The following is an 18,054-nucleotide window of genomic DNA, read 5'->3' on the forward strand; positions in this document are numbered from 1 at the left end:
GGCCGCTCATTCGCGTGCGCTTTTGCAGCCAGGCAACTATCGTCAGTTCAAGGTTCAAAACGGTTAGTCGCTTTTTTTCTCGGCGCTGAAGTTAGCGGCGATTCTCTGCTGCAGGTAATCGTGAGCGGTGATGGGCGGGTACTTTCCATTGGGCCCCTGAATCGTCACGCTCTTATTCGCTTGACAGAAAAATGCCATGCTGTAGCGCGGTTGCCCCGCTTCCTCGGGCGTTGGCATGCGTACACGATGCAGCGTGGATTTCAGTTGATCATCGCTCCACCGCATCAGCATATCGCCGATATTACAGGTAATGATGTCATCACGTGGCTCGACGCTGGTCCAGGCAGGTCCGTTTCCATCCTTATTGGCATCCTGGCCTGGGCATACTTGCAAGCCCCCTTGCCCTTCGCGCTGAAAAACCATTGTCAGGCAGTCAAAATCGGTGTGGGCTCCAGCACGCCACAATGACGCATCCTGAAGTGCCTCCTTCGAAAGCGGAAGATAGTGCAAAAGCCGAAGCGTGCTTTGATACTCCTCGGAGGCACGGTCGTGCGCGAGTGCGAAAAAATCCCTTGGAAAATCCAGCTTTTCAGCAAAGCAGGAGAGTACCTGCATACCAAGCCGCCAAGCCTTATACTCGAAATCGAGAATAATGCGCTGGAACTCTGCCAGCGTCACCTGATCGGGCCACAAGCCCTCCATGCGCGGCAATGTCACTTGAAAGGATTCCTTTTGGTCCGCGGTTTGCGTGGAGGGTCGTACCTGCGACTTGAACTCCCAGCCCGCGTTTTGTCCCTTCTTTAACGCGTAGCGATTCTTTTCTTGTTCCGGCAACTGAAAAAAACGTTCGGAGAGGCGAAAAGCCTGTCGGATCTCTTCGGTTTCGAGGCCGTGATTGACCAGCTGAAAAAAACCCACTTCGCTGGCGGCCTGCCAAAGCTCTCGACTTATCTCATCACGCCGAGTTTCGAAGTCGCCAAGATCGATGAGTGGGATTTTCCGGTCGGTTTCACTGCCCAGTCCGCCAATCGTGCGCTCGAAATCGAGTTCCTCAAGCGTATTTTGAGTCTGCTCGGTCGCAGAATTACGTAAAGATAGAGTCATGGTGCTTCTCCAACGTCATGGCATATCGAGCTTGCCGGTCATTGGAGCAATGCCGGGCGACGTAACATCGCCTGCCGCTTCTACTCCGAAAACTGAAGCCGCCCCCTTTAGCGTTCGCTATCGGCGGGCAGGCTCCAGGCGAAAAAGGTTTGTTGTACCCACTGAACCGCCTTGAAAAGCAGCAGGCTGACGACCGAGAGGAAGAACAACGCCGCAAAAGCCTGGGGAATACGAAAATAAGAGGTCGAGAACTGGACGAAGTAACCCAGCCCCTGTTCCGCCGCCACGAATTCGGCGATGACAGCGCCAATAATCGCAAGCGTAATCGCCACCTTGAGGCCGCTAAAAATATGCGGCACGGCGTACGGAAGCCGTACCTGCCAGATCTGGCGCACGGGCGAGGCGTTAAGGGAGTTCGAAAGCTCCAGCATCTCCCTGGGTGTCGAAAGCAGCCCCGACGTGGTTGCCACCACAATGGGGAAAAACGAAATCAGGCAGGCAATCACGGTACGAGGCGCTTCGCCTGCACCGAGTATGACAATGATCAGAGGGGCTACAGCCACGATAGGCGTGGACTGAACCACGATCAAAAAAGGCAGCAACGTACGCTTTAAAAAAACCGAGCGCACCATCAGGATCGCCATGGGGATGCTAATAAGTACCGAAAGCGCAAAACCCGACAGCGCGACTCTCAATGTGGCCCAAAGATGGCCTAGCCAGCGCTGGCCATCCACGCCCAGAAAGGCATCGAAAATCTGGCTGGGAGCAGGGAAGACATATTCAGGCACGCTGAATAGCCTACAGCCAAGCTCCCAAAGTACGATCACTCCTAAAAAAGCCAGTAGAGGAAGCAGTTTTTGATGTACCAGATCGTGAATATAATTCGCGTCTTTCATGGAGTGCTTCCTCACGAGGTTTGATGCTCAAGCGGTCGAGTCGCGGACGGTCGTGCGCTTTCAGGCTCAGGATCGTTAAAGGCAGTTTTGGCTGCGCTCTCCTGACCGAAAATATGCCGCCGGATTCGCTGGGTATAGGTATTGAATGCCGGCAACTCTATCGTCGAAGGGGTCCGTGGGCGCGGCAGATCGATAGTGATTTCATCCACGATCGAGGCCGGACGCGGGCTCATTACCAGCACTCGGTCTGCCAGCAACACCGCTTCGCTGATTGAGTGGGTGATAAACAGTACCGTTTTGGGTCGAGCACTCCATATTTGTAAAAGCTCAAATCCCATTTGCTCACGACTTAGCGCATCCAGTGCCGAAAAAGGCTCGTCCATGATCAGTATGTCCGGGTCCAAAAGAAGCGCTCGCGCAATCCCCACCCGCTGCTGCATGCCGCCGGAAAGATCATCGGGGCGGCGGTTCAAAAAATCTCCCAATCCAACGGTTTGCAGAAGCTCGCAAGCGTTCTGTCGGTCGCGTCGCCCTACGGTTTTGCCTTGATGACGCAAGGGGAAAACAACGTTCTCGACGATATCGAGCCATGGTAAAAGCGTTGGCTTTTGAAAGACGATACCCACGTCGCCATCCGGTTGCGTCACTTTTTGGCCGAATCGATAGACCTCTCCCTGCGTTGGCTGGGTTAGTCCACTGAGCAGACGCAAGAGCGTTGATTTACCACACCCCGATGGCCCAACGACTGCCACGAACTCGTGGTGCGCAAGTTGAAGCGATATATCGCTAAGCGCTTCAACCGACGGCTTGCGCCGGGCCCGATAGGCGTGGCTTACATTCAAAAACTCAACCGCGGCTTTCATCGCGAACTCCCGGGAAGAAAACGACGGTCGACGATGCTTTCAGGGTCGAGGACTTCGGGGTCCATTTCCTGAGCGTTAGCGGTCCACTGCCAGGTAGATGCCAAGCGACCGGGCTCAAAAGTGCCCAACCCATTGGCTGCGCTGAAATCGTTGAAGACCAACGAGCGAATCGCCTCGATCGTCCGAGCGGCCATATCGATCTCGACCTCAGGTACGACGTCGTTGACCGCTACCGCCGCTTGTTCGGGGTTGGCCCAGGTGTACTCGATCGCCTGCTCATAGGCCTCGACGAAGCGTTTGGCAACGTCTGGACGCTCATCCAAAAACCGTTCGCTGGCAATCAAGGTCGTCGCGTAAGCCTCAAGTCCGGCTTCGTGCCAGGGTATAACGCGCAGCGATTGCCCTATCGAACGGGCGTTATCGGCGTAGCGTTCCTGGTCAGTGATCCAACTAATGACAACGTCCGTTCGTCCGTTCAGCAGCATGGGGCTAAGCGTGCCGGGATCACTCTGAATCAGGTTGACGCTTTGCTCCTCGACACCGTTCATTTCGAGCAAGAGCGGTAAAAAGAGATTGGAAGAAGTAAAGGGCGAGGTAGCGATACGCTTATCGGCCACGTCACTTACCTGCTCTATATCTGAATCTTTCAGTACATAAAAAGCGTGGGGCGGCTGACTGAATACCGAATAAACCCCCTTGACCGGTACATCGCCTTCGGCGTGAGCAATCATCAAGGCGGTTATATCGGAAAGCCCTATGTCTGCCTGACCCGTTGCCAGCTTTGTGATGGCATCGGTCGAACCTCGCCCCTGAGAAATGTGGACGTCGAGATCCCTTTCTTCAAAAAAGCCTTGGGCCAATCCTACGTATACCGGCGCCTTGTCACCGCCAGGAAGCCAATCGAGTTGAAAAGTCACACGATCGGCGGCATGAATAGTGCCGCTCATCAAAAGCGCGGCAAGCGTGATGGCAGTGGCTTTTGTCTTGTGAATGGAGGAATGCATTACAGGTAGCGTCATCACTTTTTCTCCCACGTCATCGGATCGGTCACAGCAAGGAGCCAGATAGTGGGGAAAACATGGTTTTTTAAGCCATGCACGCCCCGGCTCGTTTTGAAACGAGGACCGCTTGGCGTGCCTAGCAATGACCTGGGCCACAAGACCCTGACAGCTTCTACCAGGACACGATGGCAAAAAATCGCCATGTGCACATGCCAAAGCACAAGGTGTGCCTTTAACAAAATTAACTATTGAATATCATGCGCTTAATATAATAAATGAATTATCGCGCCAACTGTTTGGAGATAAATCGCGCTTGGCTGGTGCAAGGTAATGGACACTCGGCCAACCGTTGGTGCACCACGCTATAGATAGCTACCCCATGGCGGCTGCCCCAGGTTTTTTATATATCGACCTGTTTTACCAAGGGTTTGAATTTACAGGGGGGTGAAAGGCCCTGAACAACGGTTGGAGCGATAATTGCAAGCTTCAAATCGTTTGCACCATGGCAGTCAACCACGTTCCAAGCGACCCTCAACAGGAGTAGAAGCGGTCAGGGTTATCCCGGGTCATTGCTCCAGAATATCGATACATGGAGTTACCATGAGCTACCTCATTCGCCGGGCCGCGGCGATTTTCTCTTCCTCTTTTCCAGCCGCCACCGATATTCGAATTCGCGACAATCGAATCGTCGAACTCGGTACTGACCTACCGGTCCAGCAAGATGAACACATTATCAACGCCAACGGCTGCGTAGTATGGCCTGGTCTGGTTAATACCCATCACCATTTGGCGCAGTCCATTCTCAAAGGAGTACCGGCCGGGCTCAATCAAGGTCTGGGAGAATGGCTTGGCTCGGTGCCGTACCGCTTTTGGCCTAAAATAACGCCGACTCAGATGTATCATGCCGCAAGGCTCGGGCTCTACGAGATGCTGCGTTCGGGCGTGACGACCTGCGCAGACCATCACTACCTCTATCATCACGACACCACGCCAGAGCTCGAGGATGCGGTATGGCAAGCGGCTGACGAGCTGGGTATACGTCTGGTGTTGTGTCGCGGTTTCGCTACGGAGGCAGGCACACATAAGGGCATGGCCCGTCACAATATCCTACCGGAGACGTTGCAGCAGGTAGTGGATCGCTTGGATCATAGCCGTAAGCGCTACCATCAGCCTCAACAGGATGCCATGCGACGGCTGGTGGTCGCGCCAACCAGTCTGATACATTCGAGCCGCCCTGATACGCTGGAAATACTGGCTCAGTATGCAAAATGCAATGGCTTGCGGCGTCACTCCCACCTTCTGGAAGTCGCCTTCGATGAGCACCAGTCACTCGAAAAATATGGCATGCCCGCCATCGATTACGCCGCCGAGAGGGGATGGCTTGGTAGCGACGTTTGGTTTGCCCATCTGGTGCATAGCAACGCTCATGTCATCGAGCGACTCGCCGATACGGGAAGCGGCATCGCACACTGCCCAACCTCCAATTGTCGTCTGGGCAGCGGTATTGCGCCAGTGCCTCAAATGGCGAAAGCGGGCGTTCCTATAAGCCTTGGTGTCGATGGCTCGGCATCTTCTGAATCCGGCTCCATGTTGCAAGAACTCAACTTAGCTTGGCTTTTGCACCGAGCGGTATGCGGGCCCGAAGCCACGACGCTTGAGCAGATGCTGGAGTGGGGTAGCAAAGGCGGCGCAAAGGTTCTGGGGTTGAAAGACATCGGCGAAATCAAAGTAGGCCAGGCAGCGGATATCGTGATTTACGATATCGCACGACCACGCTTTGCTGGTATTCACTCACCGTTGATGGCTCCCCTGCTATGTGCCGAACCGGCAGCGGTTTGGTATAGCTTCATCAATGGGCGTCCCGTGATTGAAAAAGGCCAGTTGAAGGGGCTGGATGAGGCGGAACTCACCCGGCAGGTGCAACTCAGCGTCGCCGAATTGCTCTCATCGGTATAAAAACCGCCGTCGATGATTGTTTGGCGTTAGGCAAGACTGTTATGCATTGCGTTGTTTGGTATCGATACACGTAGAAACGACGTGGCCAGGGTTATCGCAATAGCTCGCTTCGCTTGTAATGCCGCCTCTCATCAAGGTCAAATAGAGGCGTTCGAACCGACTCATCACCGTGGAGCGCTGAAACGTGCAGCGAGACAAGATCATGGCGCTGATGATGGCGGCGGGTTACTCGCGCCGCTTTGGCGCGGCGGACAAACGCGACGCGGTGCTCGGTGACGGCCGCTCGCTGCTGATCGCAAGCCTGGCCAACGCTCGGGGCACGTTTTCAAGCCTTAGAGTCGTGGTGCGCGAAGAAGATACACCCATCGGCATCGAGGAGTGCGCGCTGATTCGCGTGAAAAGCGCCCGTCACGGCCTGGGGGCGAGTATCGGCGAGGCGTTCGGGGCGCTGCTCGAGGATCCTTCCGTGTCGGACATCCAGGCCGCTGCCGTGCTGCTCGGCGATATGCCCTATATCCAGCGCGGCACCTTTACCGCGCTGATGGACATGAGTGCGCCGAATATCATCGTCTCCCCCAGCCTCAACGAGAGATCGGGCCACCCGGTACTGTTCGGTCGCGACTTCTGGCCGGCGCTGGCCCGGCTTGCCGGCGGCGAGGGCGCGAGAGCCGTGCTACAGGCCAACGCGGCGCATCATCGGGTATTGCCGGTCGATGATGCCGGCATTGCAATGGACATCGACTGCCCGGCGGATTTGTCTCGCTCATGACGCGTACGCCCCATCCGCGAAGGCGAACGGGGCGACGACCAACCATTATCGCGAATCAATAGGCGGCGTCGGGTTCAAGATACTCCTCGACGTTGTCGGCGGTGATCAAGTCCGCGGCGAGAATCATGCGCGACGGCACGCCATGGTACATATCGCCCAAACGCTCACCCTTCACGCCGTGCACGGCCAGCGCGATCGCCGAGGCAATCATGCTCGGCGGGTAGGTCACGGTGCCCTTGACCATTGGATGGTCGTCGCGAATCATCTCGATCACTCGCTGCGAGCCGCCGCCGCCTACCACGAGCTGGATATCGTCGCGGCTGTTCTCTTCGATGGCTTGAAGCGCGGCGACCAGTACATCGTCGTCACCGGCCCAGATGGCATCGACCTCCGGGTTGCTGCCCAAGAGATCCTCGGTCACGCTGAGCGCCTGCTGAGCGTTCCAGTCGGTATTTTGTGAGGCCAGAATATTGATGCCCGGGTAGTTCTCCATGACCTGGTTGAAGGCATCGACGCGCTGGCTATTGATGGGAATCGGCGGGCCTTCGAGCACCAAAAGATTGCCCTCGCCGCCAAGCTCTTCGGCAATATAGCGCGCGGCCTGCTCACCAAGGCCCGGGTTGTCACCGGCGATAAAGACGTTCTGCGCCGGCGTTTCAAGCTCACGGTCGACTACCACCGTGTAGATCCCCTCCTCGTACGCCTCACTAATCACCGCCTGCAGCGTGGCCGGGTTGTAGGGCAGGATCACCAGCGCATCCAGGTTGCGGATCATCAAATCCTCGACGTTGGCGACCTGGGCCGTACCGGAGTTGGCGGACAGCACGGTGAAGCTCACGTCCGGATGCTTTTCGGCAAGCTCTTCGGTGGCCTGTTGGGCCCACCACGAAAGCCCGGCGGTCCAGCCATGCTCGGCGGCGGGCACGGTCACCCCGATGTGGTACTCCTGAGCGCTGGCGCTGAGTGCGGTTCCCATCAAAGCCGTTGCCAGCGCTGTCTTTTGTAGTACGCGTGTCAGTTTCATTGTTATAACCCCGTCTGCATGCGAAGTGAGCAAGACACCGCCTTGCCCGTTATAAACCGGCCCAAGCCGGGTCTGATCTAGGGCGCGCGCTTGTACTGTAGAAGCACCGCCAGCAGGATCACCGCGCCTTTCACCAACCCCTGAAGGTAGGGCGAAACGCCGGTGAGATTCAGCATGTTGTTGATGATGCCGAGAATCAAAGCACCGATCACTGTGCCCCACACGGTGCCCCGCCCGCCGGAAAGCGCAGTGCCGCCGATCACCACCGCGGCGATCGCATCGAGCTCGTAAAAATAGCCCGCGTCGCTCGGGCTCACCGAATTGAGCCGCGAGGTCAGCATGATGGCAGAGAGCCCGACGCACACCCCAGCGATCAAAAACGTCGAGAGCACCATCCGCTCGACGCGAATGCCCGAGTAGCGCGCAACCTGCGCGTTGGCGCCTACAGCGCACACGTGGCGACCAAACGCGGTATGAAACAGCAGCACGTGCGAGACCATTGCCAGCAGGAAAAACGTCCATACCGGAATCGGTATCCCGAGTACGAAGCCGCCGCCCACCTCCGAGAACAGCGGGTTGCGCGTGGTGACCTCAGCGGCGTCGGTGAAGTAAAGCGCCAGCGAGCGAAAGATCGACATGGTGGCCAGCGTCACCACGAAGGCGGCGATGCGCCCGCGCGTCACCAGAAGCCCGTTGAACAGCCCCAATAGCGCGCCACCCACCACTGCGGCGAGCATGGCGAGAATCACCGCCTGTAGCGGGTCGGTGATGGTATTGAGCACATAAAGTACCGCCACCCCGACCAGCGCCACCATCGAGCCCACGGAAAGGTCGATACCGCCGGCAATGATGACGAAGGTCATGCCGATGGCGATGATCCCGGTATAAGAGACCTGGCGCAGCACGTTGGAGAGGTTGCGCGTATTGAGAAAGTACTCGCTGGCAAAGGACGAGACCACGAACAGAACGATCAGCGCCACCAAAGGCGCCAGAATCGCGGCGTTCCAGGGGAGGCGCCGAAACCGCTGGGCCAGCGGCGTGGTGCGTTGGGGTAGCGGATTCATGGGCGCACTCCTTGTGATAATGCGTTATCTGCCCGGCGCTCGGTGTCCGCCTCCCAGGCGCCGGCGGCGTAGAGCATGATGCGCTCCTCGTTGATGTCGTCGCCTTCCAGCGTGGCCGCCACACGTCCCTGGCGAATCACCAGCGCCCGGTCGGCCAGTCCAATGATCTCCTCGAGCTCGGAGGAGATCACGACCACCGCCTTGCCCTGGGCGGTGAGCTCGCGAATCAGGCGATAGATCTGCTGTTTGGCACTGATATCGATACCGCGAGTGGGCTCGTCGAGCAGTAAAATATCCGGCTCGATATCGAGCAGCTTGGCAAAATACACCTTCTGCTGGTTGCCGCCGCTCAAAAGCCCTACCGGGGCGGCCAAGTGAGCCGCCTTGATCGACAGCCGTGCCTGATACTCCTCGGCGCGCTTGCGCTCCTGGCCGTGGCGAATCAACCCGCGTACGTAGCGCGCCAGGCTCAGGTCGGTCACGTTTTGCATCACGTTAAAGGAGAGCTGCAGGCCCTTGCCCTGGCGATCCTCGGAAAGATAGGCAAGCCCGCGGGCGTGGGCGTCGCGGGGGGATTTGAGCGTGACCGGCTCGCCATCGATGAGAAGCTCGCCTGCGCTTTTACGACGAAGCCCCATGATCGTCTCGGCGATTTCGGTGCGCCCGGCGCCGACCAGTCCGGCGAGGCCCAGTATTTCGCCCCGGTGCACCTCGAAATCGATATCGTGCAGTACACCCTCCACACAGAGCCCGCGCACGGCCAGCGCCGGCGCCTGGTGGGGCACGTCGCCGGCCGGCTTGTCGGGAAAGATTTGCGCCAGCTCGCGGCCCACCATCTTGCGCGCCATATCCTCTTCGTTCATGGACGCCACGGCGCAGTGCTCGACCTGGCGGCCATCGCGCAGAATCAAGAGGCGGTCGCAAAGGGCCTTTACTTCGCGCAGCTTGTGGGAGATGAACAGCACCGTCACACCCTTGTCGACCAGCGCCTTCACCACGCGAAACAGCACCGCGGTTTCGTGGCTCGTGAGCACTGTGGTGGGCTCGTCAAGGATCACCACCCGCGCGTCGTTGACGAGCACCCGGGCCACCTCGACCATCTGCTTTTGCGCTACGCTCAGGCGCTCGATGGTCTGGTTCGGGTCCAGGTGTACTTCGAGCGAGTCGAGCAGCGCGCGCGTTTGCGCGCGCATACGGGTGTGGTCCAGAAAACCGCCGCGGCGAAGCTCCTGACCCAGAAACACGTTCTCGTACACCTTGAGCGTGGCCACCAGATTGAACTCCTGGGGAATCATCGCCACGCCCAGGCGTCGGGCACTGATGGGATCCAGCGCGTCGAACGCGTTTCCGCCCATGTGAATACGCCCCACGCTTGGCGTGTAAATGCCGCTGATGATCTTCAGTAGCGTCGACTTGCCGGCCCCGTTCTCGCCCAGAATACCCAGCACTTCGCCCTGGGCAATGTCGAGGTTGATATCGTCGAGCACCGTCACGGGCCCGAAAGACTTACCGATTCCCTCAAGGCGCAAAAGCGGCTCAGCCATCGCTCTCACCCCCGCCAAGCGCAGTCCACACGCCATCCTTTTGACTGGAGGCGATCGTCGCCTCGATGAAGCGCATACCGTCGACGCCGTCCTCGATACCCGGAAGCCACTCCGGCGGGGCGCCTGCCTGTATGCCGTCGGCGAAGCGCTGGTAGAGATTGGCGAAGCTTTCGATATAGCCCTCCGGATGGCCGCCAGGAAGGCGAACGCTGCGCGCCACCTGCTCGCTTACCGCATCATCGCGGCGGGTCAGGCGTTGGCCTGGGGCATTGAGTGGCTTGAGCCAGAGTTCGTTGGGACTCTCCTGGGCCCAGGCAAGGCTCGCCTTCTCGCCCACGACCCGAATGCTCAGCTCGTTCTCGAAACCCGGGGCGCACTGGCTGGCCCAGAGCATGCCGCTGATGCCGGACTCAAAGCGCAGCAGCGCCTGCACGCTGTCGTCGAGCGCGCGCCCGGCCACGGCGGTGGTGAGCGAGGCGCTTACATCCGCTACCTTCTGGCTGCTGACGAACTGCGCCAGCTGAAAGGCGTGAACGCCGATATCGCCCAGACACCCGGCCGCGCCGGCCTTTGCCGGGTCCGTTCGCCAGCTCGCCTGGCGGTTCTCCTCCCCCTGGGCCTCGCTCAGCCACTCCTGCACGTACTCCACCTGCACGTGACGCAGCGCGCCCAGTTCGCCGCGCGCCACCAGCTCGCGGGCGTGCTGTATCATCGGATAGCCCGCATAGGTGTGGGTCAGCAGAAAGTGCCCCGCGCTTTGCGAGGCCGCCTTTTTCAACGCCACAGCCTCGGTGGCGGTCATGGTCATGGGCTTTTCACATATCACGTGAAGCCCCGCCTCGAGGCCCGCCATCGCAGCGTCGAAGTGCAGATGATTGGGCGTCACGATGATGAGCGCCTCGATCCCATCCTCTCTGGCCGCCTCACCCGCAATCAGCGCGGCCACGTCGGCGTAACAGCGCGCCGGCTCGATATAAAGTTCTCGGGCGCTTTGCCGGTTGCGCTCATGGTTCGACGAAAACACGCCGGCGAGCAGTTCGAAACGATTGTCCAGACGCAGCGCCGAGCGGTGCACCGCGCCGATGAACGCACCCGGGCCACCGCCCATCATGGCCACGCGCAGGCGTCCTGGCATTGAATCACTCATGGCGGGCGCAAGCGTTATCGGCCTGGACGGCGCCGAGGCCGAGCAGCGCGCGGTTGGCGCCTTGATCGGTTTTGGCATCGGCGAAGTCGTCGAATGCCCGATCGGTGACGAGAATGATGTGTTCGGCCACAAACCGCGCCCCTTCCAGCGCCCCCTGCTCCGGATGCTTGAGCGCGCACTCCCACTCGATCACCGCCCAGCCCTCGAAATCGTACTGGGCGAGCCTCGTGAAAATGCCCTTGAAGTCGACCTGGCCGTCACCCAGCGAGCGAAAACGCCCGGCGCGCTCGACCCAGGAGGTGTAGCCGCCGTACACACCCTGGCTTGCCGTCGCATTAAACTCGGCATCCTTGACGTGAAACATGCGAATGCGCGCGTGGTAGCGATCCAGAAAGGCGAGGTAGTCGAGCTGCTGAAGCAAAAGGTGGGAAGGATCAAAAAGAATATGGCAGCGCGGATGATGATCGACGGCCTCGAGAAAGCGCTCGAAGGTGGCGCCGTCGTGCAGATCTTCGCCCGGATGAATCTCGAAGCAAAGATCCACCCCTTCGGTATCGAAAACATCGAGAATCGGACGCCAGCGCCGGGCGAGTTCATCAAACCCCTCTTCGACCAGTCCCGGCGGGCGCTGCGGCCAAGGGTAAAGAAACGGCCACAGGAGCGCGCCGGAAAACGTGCCGACGGCGTCGAGCCCAAGATTGGCGCTGGCGCGAGCGGCCAGCTTGAGCTGCTCTATCGCCCAGGCCTGGCGAGCGTCCGGGTCACCGTGCAGCGCTTTAGGCGCGAAGCCGTCAAACAGCGTGTCGTACACCGGATGTACCGCCACCAGCTGGCCCTGCAGATGACAGGAGAGCTCGCTGATGTGCAGACCGTGACGCGCTAGCGTCGCCTTGATCTCGTTACAGTAGCCGAGATCGCCGGCGGCTTTTGCAAGATCGATCAGCCGCGTGTCCCAACTCGGAACCTGCACCGCCTTGAATCCCATGGAGGCCGCCCAGCCCGCGATACCGTCCAGCGTATTGAAGGGCGGCTCGTCGCTGACGTACTGCGCCAAAAAGAGGGCGGGGCCCTTGATCGTTTTCATGCGGCTTCCTGACTTATTGTCGTTATAAGCGTCCGATGTGACGACTCTATGTAATGGATTACATTTCAGCAAAGGCCCTTTTACTGGTCAAGTCAGACCATTGTTCGCTGAATGACGAAATTAATCTATAACTTTATGATTAGTAACAAATAACCGAATAAAAAACGAAACGCCATAGCGACCAAAGTATGAGCTTTAAAAAGGAAAAAGCCGTTTTCAGCTCGTCTTCATCCTGAAAACGGCTGTCTCACTTGGCGCTTTTGTGCAATCGTTTACAGTGACACACGCTCGCGCTTTCGCGCTGAACGGCAAAGGCGCGGCCAGGTGACAGCAGACGTTACCGCCAGGCGCCCAGCTGCGTTAAGCTACCGCCCCTTTATCCAGATACCTGCCATGAGTACGATCAAGGAAGTCGCAAGTGTGGCCGGCTGCTCCACCGCTACGGTGTCGCGAGCGCTGGCCACCCCGGAAAAGGTCAGCGAGGCGACGCGCGCCCGTGTTGCCCGCGCGATCGCTCAGGTGGGCTATACGCCCAACGGCGCCGCGCGCAGCCTGCGCCGCCGGGAGTCCAAAACCATCGTCACGCTGCTGCCGGATATCTCGAACCCCTTTTTCTCCGAGATCATCAACGGCATCGAAGAGGTCGCCCATCAGGCCGGGTATCAGATTCTGATCGGCGACTGCGAGCGCGACCCTGGCCGCGCCGAGGCCTACTTCGATCTGCTCCCCGCCAACCAGGCCGACGGCGTGCTGTTGCTCACCGCTGACGTGCCTCGAACACTGGTGGAAAGTGCCTGCCGCCAGGCGCGCTTTCCGCTGGTCATGGCCTGCGAATTTTTCAGCGATATCGATCTGCCCACCGTCACGGTGGATAACTACCGGGCCGCCTGTCAGGCGATCGACTACCTGATTTCGCTGGGCCATCGCTACATCGCGACGATCAGCGGGCCCGCTAACAATCCGATCTGCCTCGAGCGCGAACGTGGCTACCGCGATACGCTAACCGCCCACGACCTATTGAACACGGCGCGCACCCAGGCCGGAGATTTTGGCGTCCACTCGGGCTATGCCCAGGGCCTTGAACTGCTGACCCCGTCCAGGCACCGGCCCACGGCGATTTTCTGCCACAGCGATGAAATGGCCATCGGCGTGCTCAAGGCGGCGCGCCAACTCGGTCTTGCGATACCGAAAGATCTGTCGATTGTCGGCTTCGACAACATTCGTCTGAGCGAGTACTGCGACCCGGAGCTCACTACCATCAGCCAGCCGCGCCCCGACATCGGGCAAAAGGCGATGCAGCTGCTGCTTGGGCTCATTCGTGATGAGCCGGTCGAGCGCCAACAGGTGCTGGAGACCCGCCTGATCGTGCGCCAAAGTACCGCCCGGCCTGGGGGTATTTGAAAAGCGCGCTAATCCCGCGCGATCGCCACCACCAGCAAAAGTGCCAGCCACCCGCCGATCAGCGCCACTCCACCAATGGGCGTGACGACCCCCACATTCAGGCCGAAAAGCGCCATGGCGTAGAGTGAGCCGCAAAAACCGAGCGTGCCCAGCAGCCAGAGCGTGAGCACCAGCCGCTGGCCCGCACGCGGGCGCTGGGCGCGCCACACCAGCACCGCCAGCATCGCCAGCGTATGCCAGGCTTGGTAGCGCACGCCGGTTTCCACGGCGCTGACCATGTCGCTGCTGGCCCGCGCGGCCAGCCCGTGGGCGGCGTAAGCGCCGAGCGCCACCATCAGCGCACCGGAGACTGCGACCCAACACCACCATGCTTTATCGGCTTGCTGCACGTAACGCTCCTTACCGTTGTCGGTTCGACCCCTTTCATATCACAGGTGACATACCTTGCACGGCGCTAAACCGCTACAATAGGGGATATTTGGCTTATCAAGGGATACTCATCGTTCATGTCTACCCCTAATGCACCCATAGAGCTTAGGCTCAACGGCGAACCTTACGCCATTAATCAAGGGCAGACGGCGGCGGATCTGATCGCTCAGCTGGGCTTGACCGGGCGGCGCATCGCCGTCGAGATCAACGAGCAGATCGTACCCAAAAGCCAGCTCGACGCCACCGCGCTCAACGAAGGCGATCAGATCGAAGTCGTCCACGCCATCGGCGGCGGCTAGCTCTTTTTCGCGCTCAAGGATTACCCATGACTACACACCACGATACGCCGTTTACCGTCGCCGGGCGCACGTTTGGCTCGCGCCTTCTGGTCGGTACCGGCAAGTACAAGGACATGGCGGAAACCGGCCAAGCCGTCGCCGAAAGCGGCGCCGAGATCGTCACCTTCGCCGTACGCCGTACCAACCTGGGTCAAAACGCCGATGCGCCGAACCTGTTGGACGTGATTCCGCCCAGCCGCTATACGCTTTTGCCCAACACTGCCGGCTGTTACACGGCGAAAGACGCGGTACGCACCTGCCGCCTCGCTCGCGAGCTGCTCGACGGCCACAACCTGGTCAAGCTTGAAGTGCTTGGTGACGACACCACGCTCTACCCCAACGTGGTGGAAACGCTCGCCGCTGCCAGAACGCTGATCGACGACGGCTTCGACGTCATGGTTTACACCAGCGATGACCCGATCGTTGCCCGCGAGCTCGAGGCGATCGGCTGCTGCGCGATCATGCCGCTGGGGTCCTTGATCGGCTCCGGCCACGGCATCCAGAACCCTTACAACGTTCGCCTGATCGTCGAGCAGTCGAGCGTGCCGGTGCTGGTGGACGCCGGCATCGGTACCGCCTCGGAAGCGGCGATCGCCATGGAGCTTGGCTGCGACGGCGTGCTGCTCAACTCCGCCATCGCCCACGCCCGCGAGCCGCTGCGCATGGCCCGCGCCATGAAGCTTGCCGTCGAGGCCGGCCGCGACGCCTTTTTGGCCGGTCGCATGGCACGCCGAGGCGCCGCCGAGGCGTCCACGCCCTTTGCCGGGCGTATCAACGGCTGATTCGACGCTTTATCTTCAACGAGCTGTATTGACGCCCTATTTCAAAGATCTGTTTCAAAGACCTGTTTCAAAGAACCATTTTGACGCTTTATTCGAGAACCCTTGCCGAGACCCCATGACCGAGAACAACGCCACCCCGTCCGATAACGCTGGCACCACCGGGCCCGAAAGTCAGGACGCGCCGCTTCACCGCCGCGGCATTAAAAGCTACGTGATTCGCGCCGGGCGCATGACGCCGGCCCAGACCCGCGGCCTCGAAGACGTCTGGCCGCGCCTTGGCCTCGCGCTGGAAGACGGCCCGCAGGATCTATATGCGCTGTTCGGCAGGAAAGCCCCCTGCGTGGTCGAGATCGGTTTTGGCATGGGTAACTCTCTGATCGAACAGGCCAAAACCCACCCGGACACCGATTTTATCGGTATCGAGGTGCACGCGCCGGGGGTGGGCAAGCTGCTCGATGAAGCCGACAAGCTGGGGCTCACCAACCTGCGCGTCTACCGCGAAGATGCTTTGCGCGTGCTGGAAGAGTGCCTGCCGGCGGGGTCGATCAATACCGTGCAGCTCTTCTTCCCCGACCCCTGGCCGAAGAAGAAGCATCACAAGCGGCGCATCGTTCAACCCGCGTTTGTGGAGCTAATCCGCACCCGGCTGGAGCCGAACGGCTTTTTCCACATGGCAACGGACTGGGAAGCCTACGCCGAGTGGATGGCCGAGGTGATGGAAGCCGCGCCCGGCTATGCCAATACCGCCGACACCGATACCGCGCCTTTCGTGCCACGCCCCAATTTCCGCCCGCTGACCAAGTTCGAAGCGCGCGGCGAGAAGCTCGGCCACGGCGTGTGGGATCTGATTTACCAAAAAACGCCTTGAACCAAAAGTGAGTGGCTAGGGCCTGCGGCCTGAACGTTAGCCCCGCGCCCAGGCCGCGGTCAGCGTAAGACCTGCAAATGCTACAACGGCGGGGGTGGCGCCCAGTTGATCCATCATCATCCCAAACACCGGCGCGCCCGCCGTTTGCCCGACTGCAATGGTCAGAAAACCGACCATCAGCCCAGTGGCCGGGCGCTCGGGCAGCGCGTTAATGCCCCATACCAGATAGACGCCGGTCAGCATGATATAAGCCATGCCGAAGAGCAGCCCGCCGATGAGCGCCATCGCCGGCGTCGTGTTGACCATTCCCACCATGAGCACTCCCAGCGCAAGCGCCGCCAGGAAGATCCGGTGTACCGGGTTGATCCCGAATCGGGTGATCAGCGCCCCCGCAAAGGCGCCTGCCATTCCCGCACCGCCGATCGCGATCCACAAGAGTCCGCTGCCGGTATGGCCCCAATCAAGACGTAGCGCCAGGAGCTGACCGCCGAACGACCACACCGCGGTACTGGCGGCTCCCATCAAAAACGATGCCATGATTAAGCGGATTAGCAGCGCATTGAGCGACACCTTCCCCGCCTTTGCACCGGCCTTGTGCTTGCCACCTGGTACGCTGAACGCGACCGCCACCGAGAGCAGAAGCGCCGTCGCGGCAAATCCCGCGAAGGCCAGACGCCAATCCTCCATCAAAAGTGCCATCGAGCCTGACAGGACCACACCCGCCCCGGTGCCGGCGTTGATCACGGTATTGGTCAGGCTTTGGCGTTTGGGCGCCACGATTTTGTCCACCGCCGCGGCCATGGGCGGCGAGGCAAGCCCGGTACTCGAGCCCGCCAGCAGCACCGCCAGGGCTAACCACCAGGCCGACGTCGCCATGACAATTCCTAGCATGCCAATCCCTGCCACCAGCGCTGCACCGATAGCCACAAGCCGAGGCCCCAGCCGCTCGGTCAAGTAGGCAGACGCGACGATGGCGACACAGTAGCCAAGAAAGGAGCCGCCGGAAATGAATCCGCTGAGGCTCGTGGAAAGGGAAAGCTCGGCATCGATTTGCGGAAGAAAAAGCCCGAAAGCAAAGCGCGCAAAGCCGTAGCACACCGCAATCAGGCCAAAGCCGCATGTGCCGAGCGTCAGTGCGGGGCTCACAAGCGGTGACGCTCGAGCAGCGTAGCGGCCGCCATCCGCGCGGCGACTACCGATTGCTCACCGCGATAGATCGCAGCGGCCGTCGCCCCCTCAAAAAGCACGATGATCTGCTCGACTAGATCAGCGTTGTCGCTCTGGCGCGTTTCCACGATGACCAGCTCGGCGATCTTGTCCGCCACGCGGGCTTTATGAGCCAGCACGGCCTCGACGATTTCCGGGGAGTCGCCGCCGGTCTCTCCATAAGCGCGCAGGAAAAGGCAGCCGCGCACCCCTTCCACCCGCGCCCAATCTTCCAGCGCCTTGAACAGCGCATCGATGCTATCGACTTCCAGCCGACGGGCAAAACGCTTGTCACGTTCGCCAAGCACACTGCCAATCAACGCATTCTTGCTGCCCGCGTGTTTATAGAGCGTGCGGCTCGAGATACCCGCGCTTTTGGTCAACTTATCCATGCCGGTGGCGGTAAAACCGTGGCGGTCGAACAGCGCTTCCGAGGCGGCAACGAGTTTGCTCATTATGTCCATTGTGCGTCTCCTTTGAATGGAACCACACACTCAATGTAAAACGATCATTTTACACCGTCAAACGATATCGCCGTAGCCGCCTGCTGCCCAAGGCGCCCTAAAAACGCCACGAGC

At 59.9% G+C, this 18,054-nt stretch carries 18 protein-coding genes; 6 read left to right on the forward strand and 12 right to left on the reverse strand.

Annotation, left to right across the window (positions count from 1 at the left end; all coding sequences use genetic code 11):
• Window positions 1–63 precede the first annotated feature (63 nt).
• The 4 genes from OCT39_RS16365 to OCT39_RS16380 all read right to left on the reverse strand — a co-directional run bounded on the left by OCT39_RS16365 (window position 64) and on the right by OCT39_RS16380 (window position 3,882).
• Window positions 64–1,104 carry an isopenicillin N synthase family dioxygenase gene (locus tag OCT39_RS16365; RefSeq protein WP_263585497.1) on the reverse strand — a complete coding sequence of 347 codons (1,041 nt, stop codon included), beginning with the start codon at window positions 1,102–1,104 and terminating at the stop codon, window positions 64–66.
• Between the two features lie 107 nt (window positions 1,105–1,211).
• Window positions 1,212–2,000 (reverse strand): ABC transporter permease, encoded by a 789-nt coding sequence (locus OCT39_RS16370; RefSeq protein ID WP_263585498.1) that lies wholly within the window; start codon window positions 1,998–2,000, stop codon window positions 1,212–1,214.
• Between the two features lie 11 nt (window positions 2,001–2,011).
• Window positions 2,012–2,863, reverse strand: a complete 852-nt coding sequence (locus tag OCT39_RS16375; RefSeq protein ID WP_263585499.1) for an ABC transporter ATP-binding protein — start codon at window positions 2,861–2,863, stop codon at window positions 2,012–2,014.
• Entirely contained in the window at window positions 2,860–3,882 is a 1,023-nt protein-coding gene (locus OCT39_RS16380) for an ABC transporter substrate-binding protein (RefSeq protein WP_263585500.1), read from the reverse strand. Before OCT39_RS16380 ends, OCT39_RS16375 begins: the two co-directional genes overlap by 4 nt.
• Window positions 3,883–4,464: 582 nt before the next feature.
• Between OCT39_RS16380 and OCT39_RS16385 the strand changes: the two genes are divergently transcribed.
• Both OCT39_RS16385 and OCT39_RS16390 read left to right on the forward strand, forming a co-directional pair.
• Window positions 4,465–5,820: an amidohydrolase family protein gene (locus tag OCT39_RS16385; RefSeq protein WP_263585501.1), complete on the forward strand. Its 1,356-nt coding sequence runs from the start codon at window positions 4,465–4,467 to the stop codon at window positions 5,818–5,820.
• Between the two features lie 184 nt (window positions 5,821–6,004).
• Window positions 6,005–6,589 (forward strand): NTP transferase domain-containing protein, encoded by a 585-nt coding sequence (locus OCT39_RS16390; RefSeq protein ID WP_263585502.1) that lies wholly within the window; start codon window positions 6,005–6,007, stop codon window positions 6,587–6,589.
• Between the two features lie 55 nt (window positions 6,590–6,644).
• Here OCT39_RS16390 and OCT39_RS16395 read toward each other — a convergent pair whose 3' ends face one another.
• The 5 genes from OCT39_RS16395 to OCT39_RS16415 all read right to left on the reverse strand — a co-directional run bounded on the left by OCT39_RS16395 (window position 6,645) and on the right by OCT39_RS16415 (window position 12,452).
• The gene (locus OCT39_RS16395; protein ID WP_263585503.1) at window positions 6,645–7,613 is read right to left on the reverse strand and encodes a substrate-binding domain-containing protein; all 969 of its coding nucleotides are present in this window, start codon (window positions 7,611–7,613) and stop codon (window positions 6,645–6,647) included.
• A 77-nt stretch (window positions 7,614–7,690) separates the two neighbouring features.
• Window positions 7,691–8,677: an ABC transporter permease gene (locus tag OCT39_RS16400; protein WP_263585504.1), complete on the reverse strand. Its 987-nt coding sequence runs from the start codon at window positions 8,675–8,677 to the stop codon at window positions 7,691–7,693.
• Window positions 8,674–10,221, reverse strand: a complete 1,548-nt coding sequence (locus OCT39_RS16405) for a sugar ABC transporter ATP-binding protein (RefSeq protein ID WP_263585505.1) — start codon at window positions 10,219–10,221, stop codon at window positions 8,674–8,676. The genes OCT39_RS16400 and OCT39_RS16405 overlap by 4 nt, the downstream gene beginning before the upstream one ends.
• On the reverse strand, window positions 10,214–11,356 hold the full coding sequence (locus OCT39_RS16410; RefSeq protein ID WP_263585506.1) for a Gfo/Idh/MocA family protein: 1,143 nt from the start codon (window positions 11,354–11,356) through the stop codon (window positions 10,214–10,216). The genes OCT39_RS16405 and OCT39_RS16410 overlap by 8 nt, the downstream gene beginning before the upstream one ends.
• Window positions 11,357–11,360: 4 nt before the next feature.
• Window positions 11,361–12,452 (reverse strand): sugar phosphate isomerase/epimerase family protein, encoded by a 1,092-nt coding sequence (locus OCT39_RS16415; protein WP_263585507.1) that lies wholly within the window; start codon window positions 12,450–12,452, stop codon window positions 11,361–11,363.
• A 393-nt stretch (window positions 12,453–12,845) separates the two neighbouring features.
• Between OCT39_RS16415 and OCT39_RS16420 the strand changes: the two genes are divergently transcribed.
• A complete protein-coding gene (locus tag OCT39_RS16420) occupies window positions 12,846–13,853 on the forward strand; it encodes a LacI family DNA-binding transcriptional regulator (protein WP_263585508.1) in 1,008 nt (335 codons plus the stop codon).
• Between the two features lie 8 nt (window positions 13,854–13,861).
• Here OCT39_RS16420 and OCT39_RS16425 read toward each other — a convergent pair whose 3' ends face one another.
• A complete protein-coding gene (locus OCT39_RS16425) occupies window positions 13,862–14,242 on the reverse strand; it encodes a DUF423 domain-containing protein (protein WP_263585509.1) in 381 nt (126 codons plus the stop codon).
• Between the two features lie 117 nt (window positions 14,243–14,359).
• Between OCT39_RS16425 and thiS the strand changes: the two genes are divergently transcribed.
• The 3 genes from thiS to trmB all read left to right on the forward strand — a co-directional run bounded on the left by thiS (window position 14,360) and on the right by trmB (window position 16,270).
• Window positions 14,360–14,581: a sulfur carrier protein ThiS gene (gene thiS / locus OCT39_RS16430; RefSeq protein WP_252108149.1), complete on the forward strand. Its 222-nt coding sequence runs from the start codon at window positions 14,360–14,362 to the stop codon at window positions 14,579–14,581.
• A gap of 26 nt (window positions 14,582–14,607) precedes the next feature.
• A complete protein-coding gene (locus OCT39_RS16435; protein WP_263585510.1) occupies window positions 14,608–15,402 on the forward strand; it encodes a thiazole synthase in 795 nt (264 codons plus the stop codon).
• 115 nt (window positions 15,403–15,517) lie between these two features.
• Window positions 15,518–16,270 carry a tRNA (guanosine(46)-N7)-methyltransferase TrmB gene (gene trmB / locus OCT39_RS16440; RefSeq protein WP_263585511.1) on the forward strand — a complete coding sequence of 251 codons (753 nt, stop codon included), beginning with the start codon at window positions 15,518–15,520 and terminating at the stop codon, window positions 16,268–16,270.
• A 36-nt stretch (window positions 16,271–16,306) separates the two neighbouring features.
• Here trmB and OCT39_RS16445 read toward each other — a convergent pair whose 3' ends face one another.
• Window positions 16,307–17,416, reverse strand: a complete 1,110-nt coding sequence (locus tag OCT39_RS16445) for an MFS transporter (protein ID WP_263585512.1) — start codon at window positions 17,414–17,416, stop codon at window positions 16,307–16,309.
• A complete protein-coding gene (locus OCT39_RS16450) occupies window positions 17,413–17,940 on the reverse strand; it encodes a TetR/AcrR family transcriptional regulator (RefSeq protein WP_263585513.1) in 528 nt (175 codons plus the stop codon). Before OCT39_RS16450 ends, OCT39_RS16445 begins: the two co-directional genes overlap by 4 nt.
• Between the last annotated feature and the right edge of the window lie 114 nt (window positions 17,941–18,054).

The sequence above is a fragment of the Halomonas sp. GD1P12 genome (assembly GCF_025725645.1).
Classification (GTDB): domain Bacteria; phylum Pseudomonadota; class Gammaproteobacteria; order Pseudomonadales; family Halomonadaceae; genus Vreelandella.

Coding starts and splice junctions, on each gene's coding strand:
- OCT39_RS16365 (WP_263585497.1), bottom strand. CDS start 1,104: ATGACTCTATCTTTACGTAATTCTGCGACCGAGCAGACTCAAAATACG.
- OCT39_RS16370 (WP_263585498.1), bottom strand. CDS start 2,000: ATGAAAGACGCGAATTATATTCACGATCTGGTACATCAAAAACTGCTT.
- OCT39_RS16375 (WP_263585499.1), bottom strand. CDS start 2,863: ATGAAAGCCGCGGTTGAGTTTTTGAATGTAAGCCACGCCTATCGGGCC.
- OCT39_RS16380 (WP_263585500.1), bottom strand. CDS start 3,882: ATGACGCTACCTGTAATGCATTCCTCCATTCACAAGACAAAAGCCACT.
- OCT39_RS16385 (WP_263585501.1), top strand. CDS start 4,465: ATGAGCTACCTCATTCGCCGGGCCGCGGCGATTTTCTCTTCCTCTTTT.
- OCT39_RS16395 (WP_263585503.1), bottom strand. CDS start 7,613: ATGAAACTGACACGCGTACTACAAAAGACAGCGCTGGCAACGGCTTTG.
- OCT39_RS16400 (WP_263585504.1), bottom strand. CDS start 8,677: ATGAATCCGCTACCCCAACGCACCACGCCGCTGGCCCAGCGGTTTCGG.
- OCT39_RS16405 (WP_263585505.1), bottom strand. CDS start 10,221: ATGGCTGAGCCGCTTTTGCGCCTTGAGGGAATCGGTAAGTCTTTCGGG.
- OCT39_RS16410 (WP_263585506.1), bottom strand. CDS start 11,356: ATGCCAGGACGCCTGCGCGTGGCCATGATGGGCGGTGGCCCGGGTGCG.
- OCT39_RS16415 (WP_263585507.1), bottom strand. CDS start 12,452: ATGAAAACGATCAAGGGCCCCGCCCTCTTTTTGGCGCAGTACGTCAGC.
- OCT39_RS16420 (WP_263585508.1), top strand. CDS start 12,846: ATGAGTACGATCAAGGAAGTCGCAAGTGTGGCCGGCTGCTCCACCGCT.
- thiS (WP_252108149.1), top strand. CDS start 14,360: ATGTCTACCCCTAATGCACCCATAGAGCTTAGGCTCAACGGCGAACCT.
- OCT39_RS16435 (WP_263585510.1), top strand. CDS start 14,608: ATGACTACACACCACGATACGCCGTTTACCGTCGCCGGGCGCACGTTT.
- trmB (WP_263585511.1), top strand. CDS start 15,518: ATGACCGAGAACAACGCCACCCCGTCCGATAACGCTGGCACCACCGGG.
- OCT39_RS16450 (WP_263585513.1), bottom strand. CDS start 17,940: ATGGACATAATGAGCAAACTCGTTGCCGCCTCGGAAGCGCTGTTCGAC.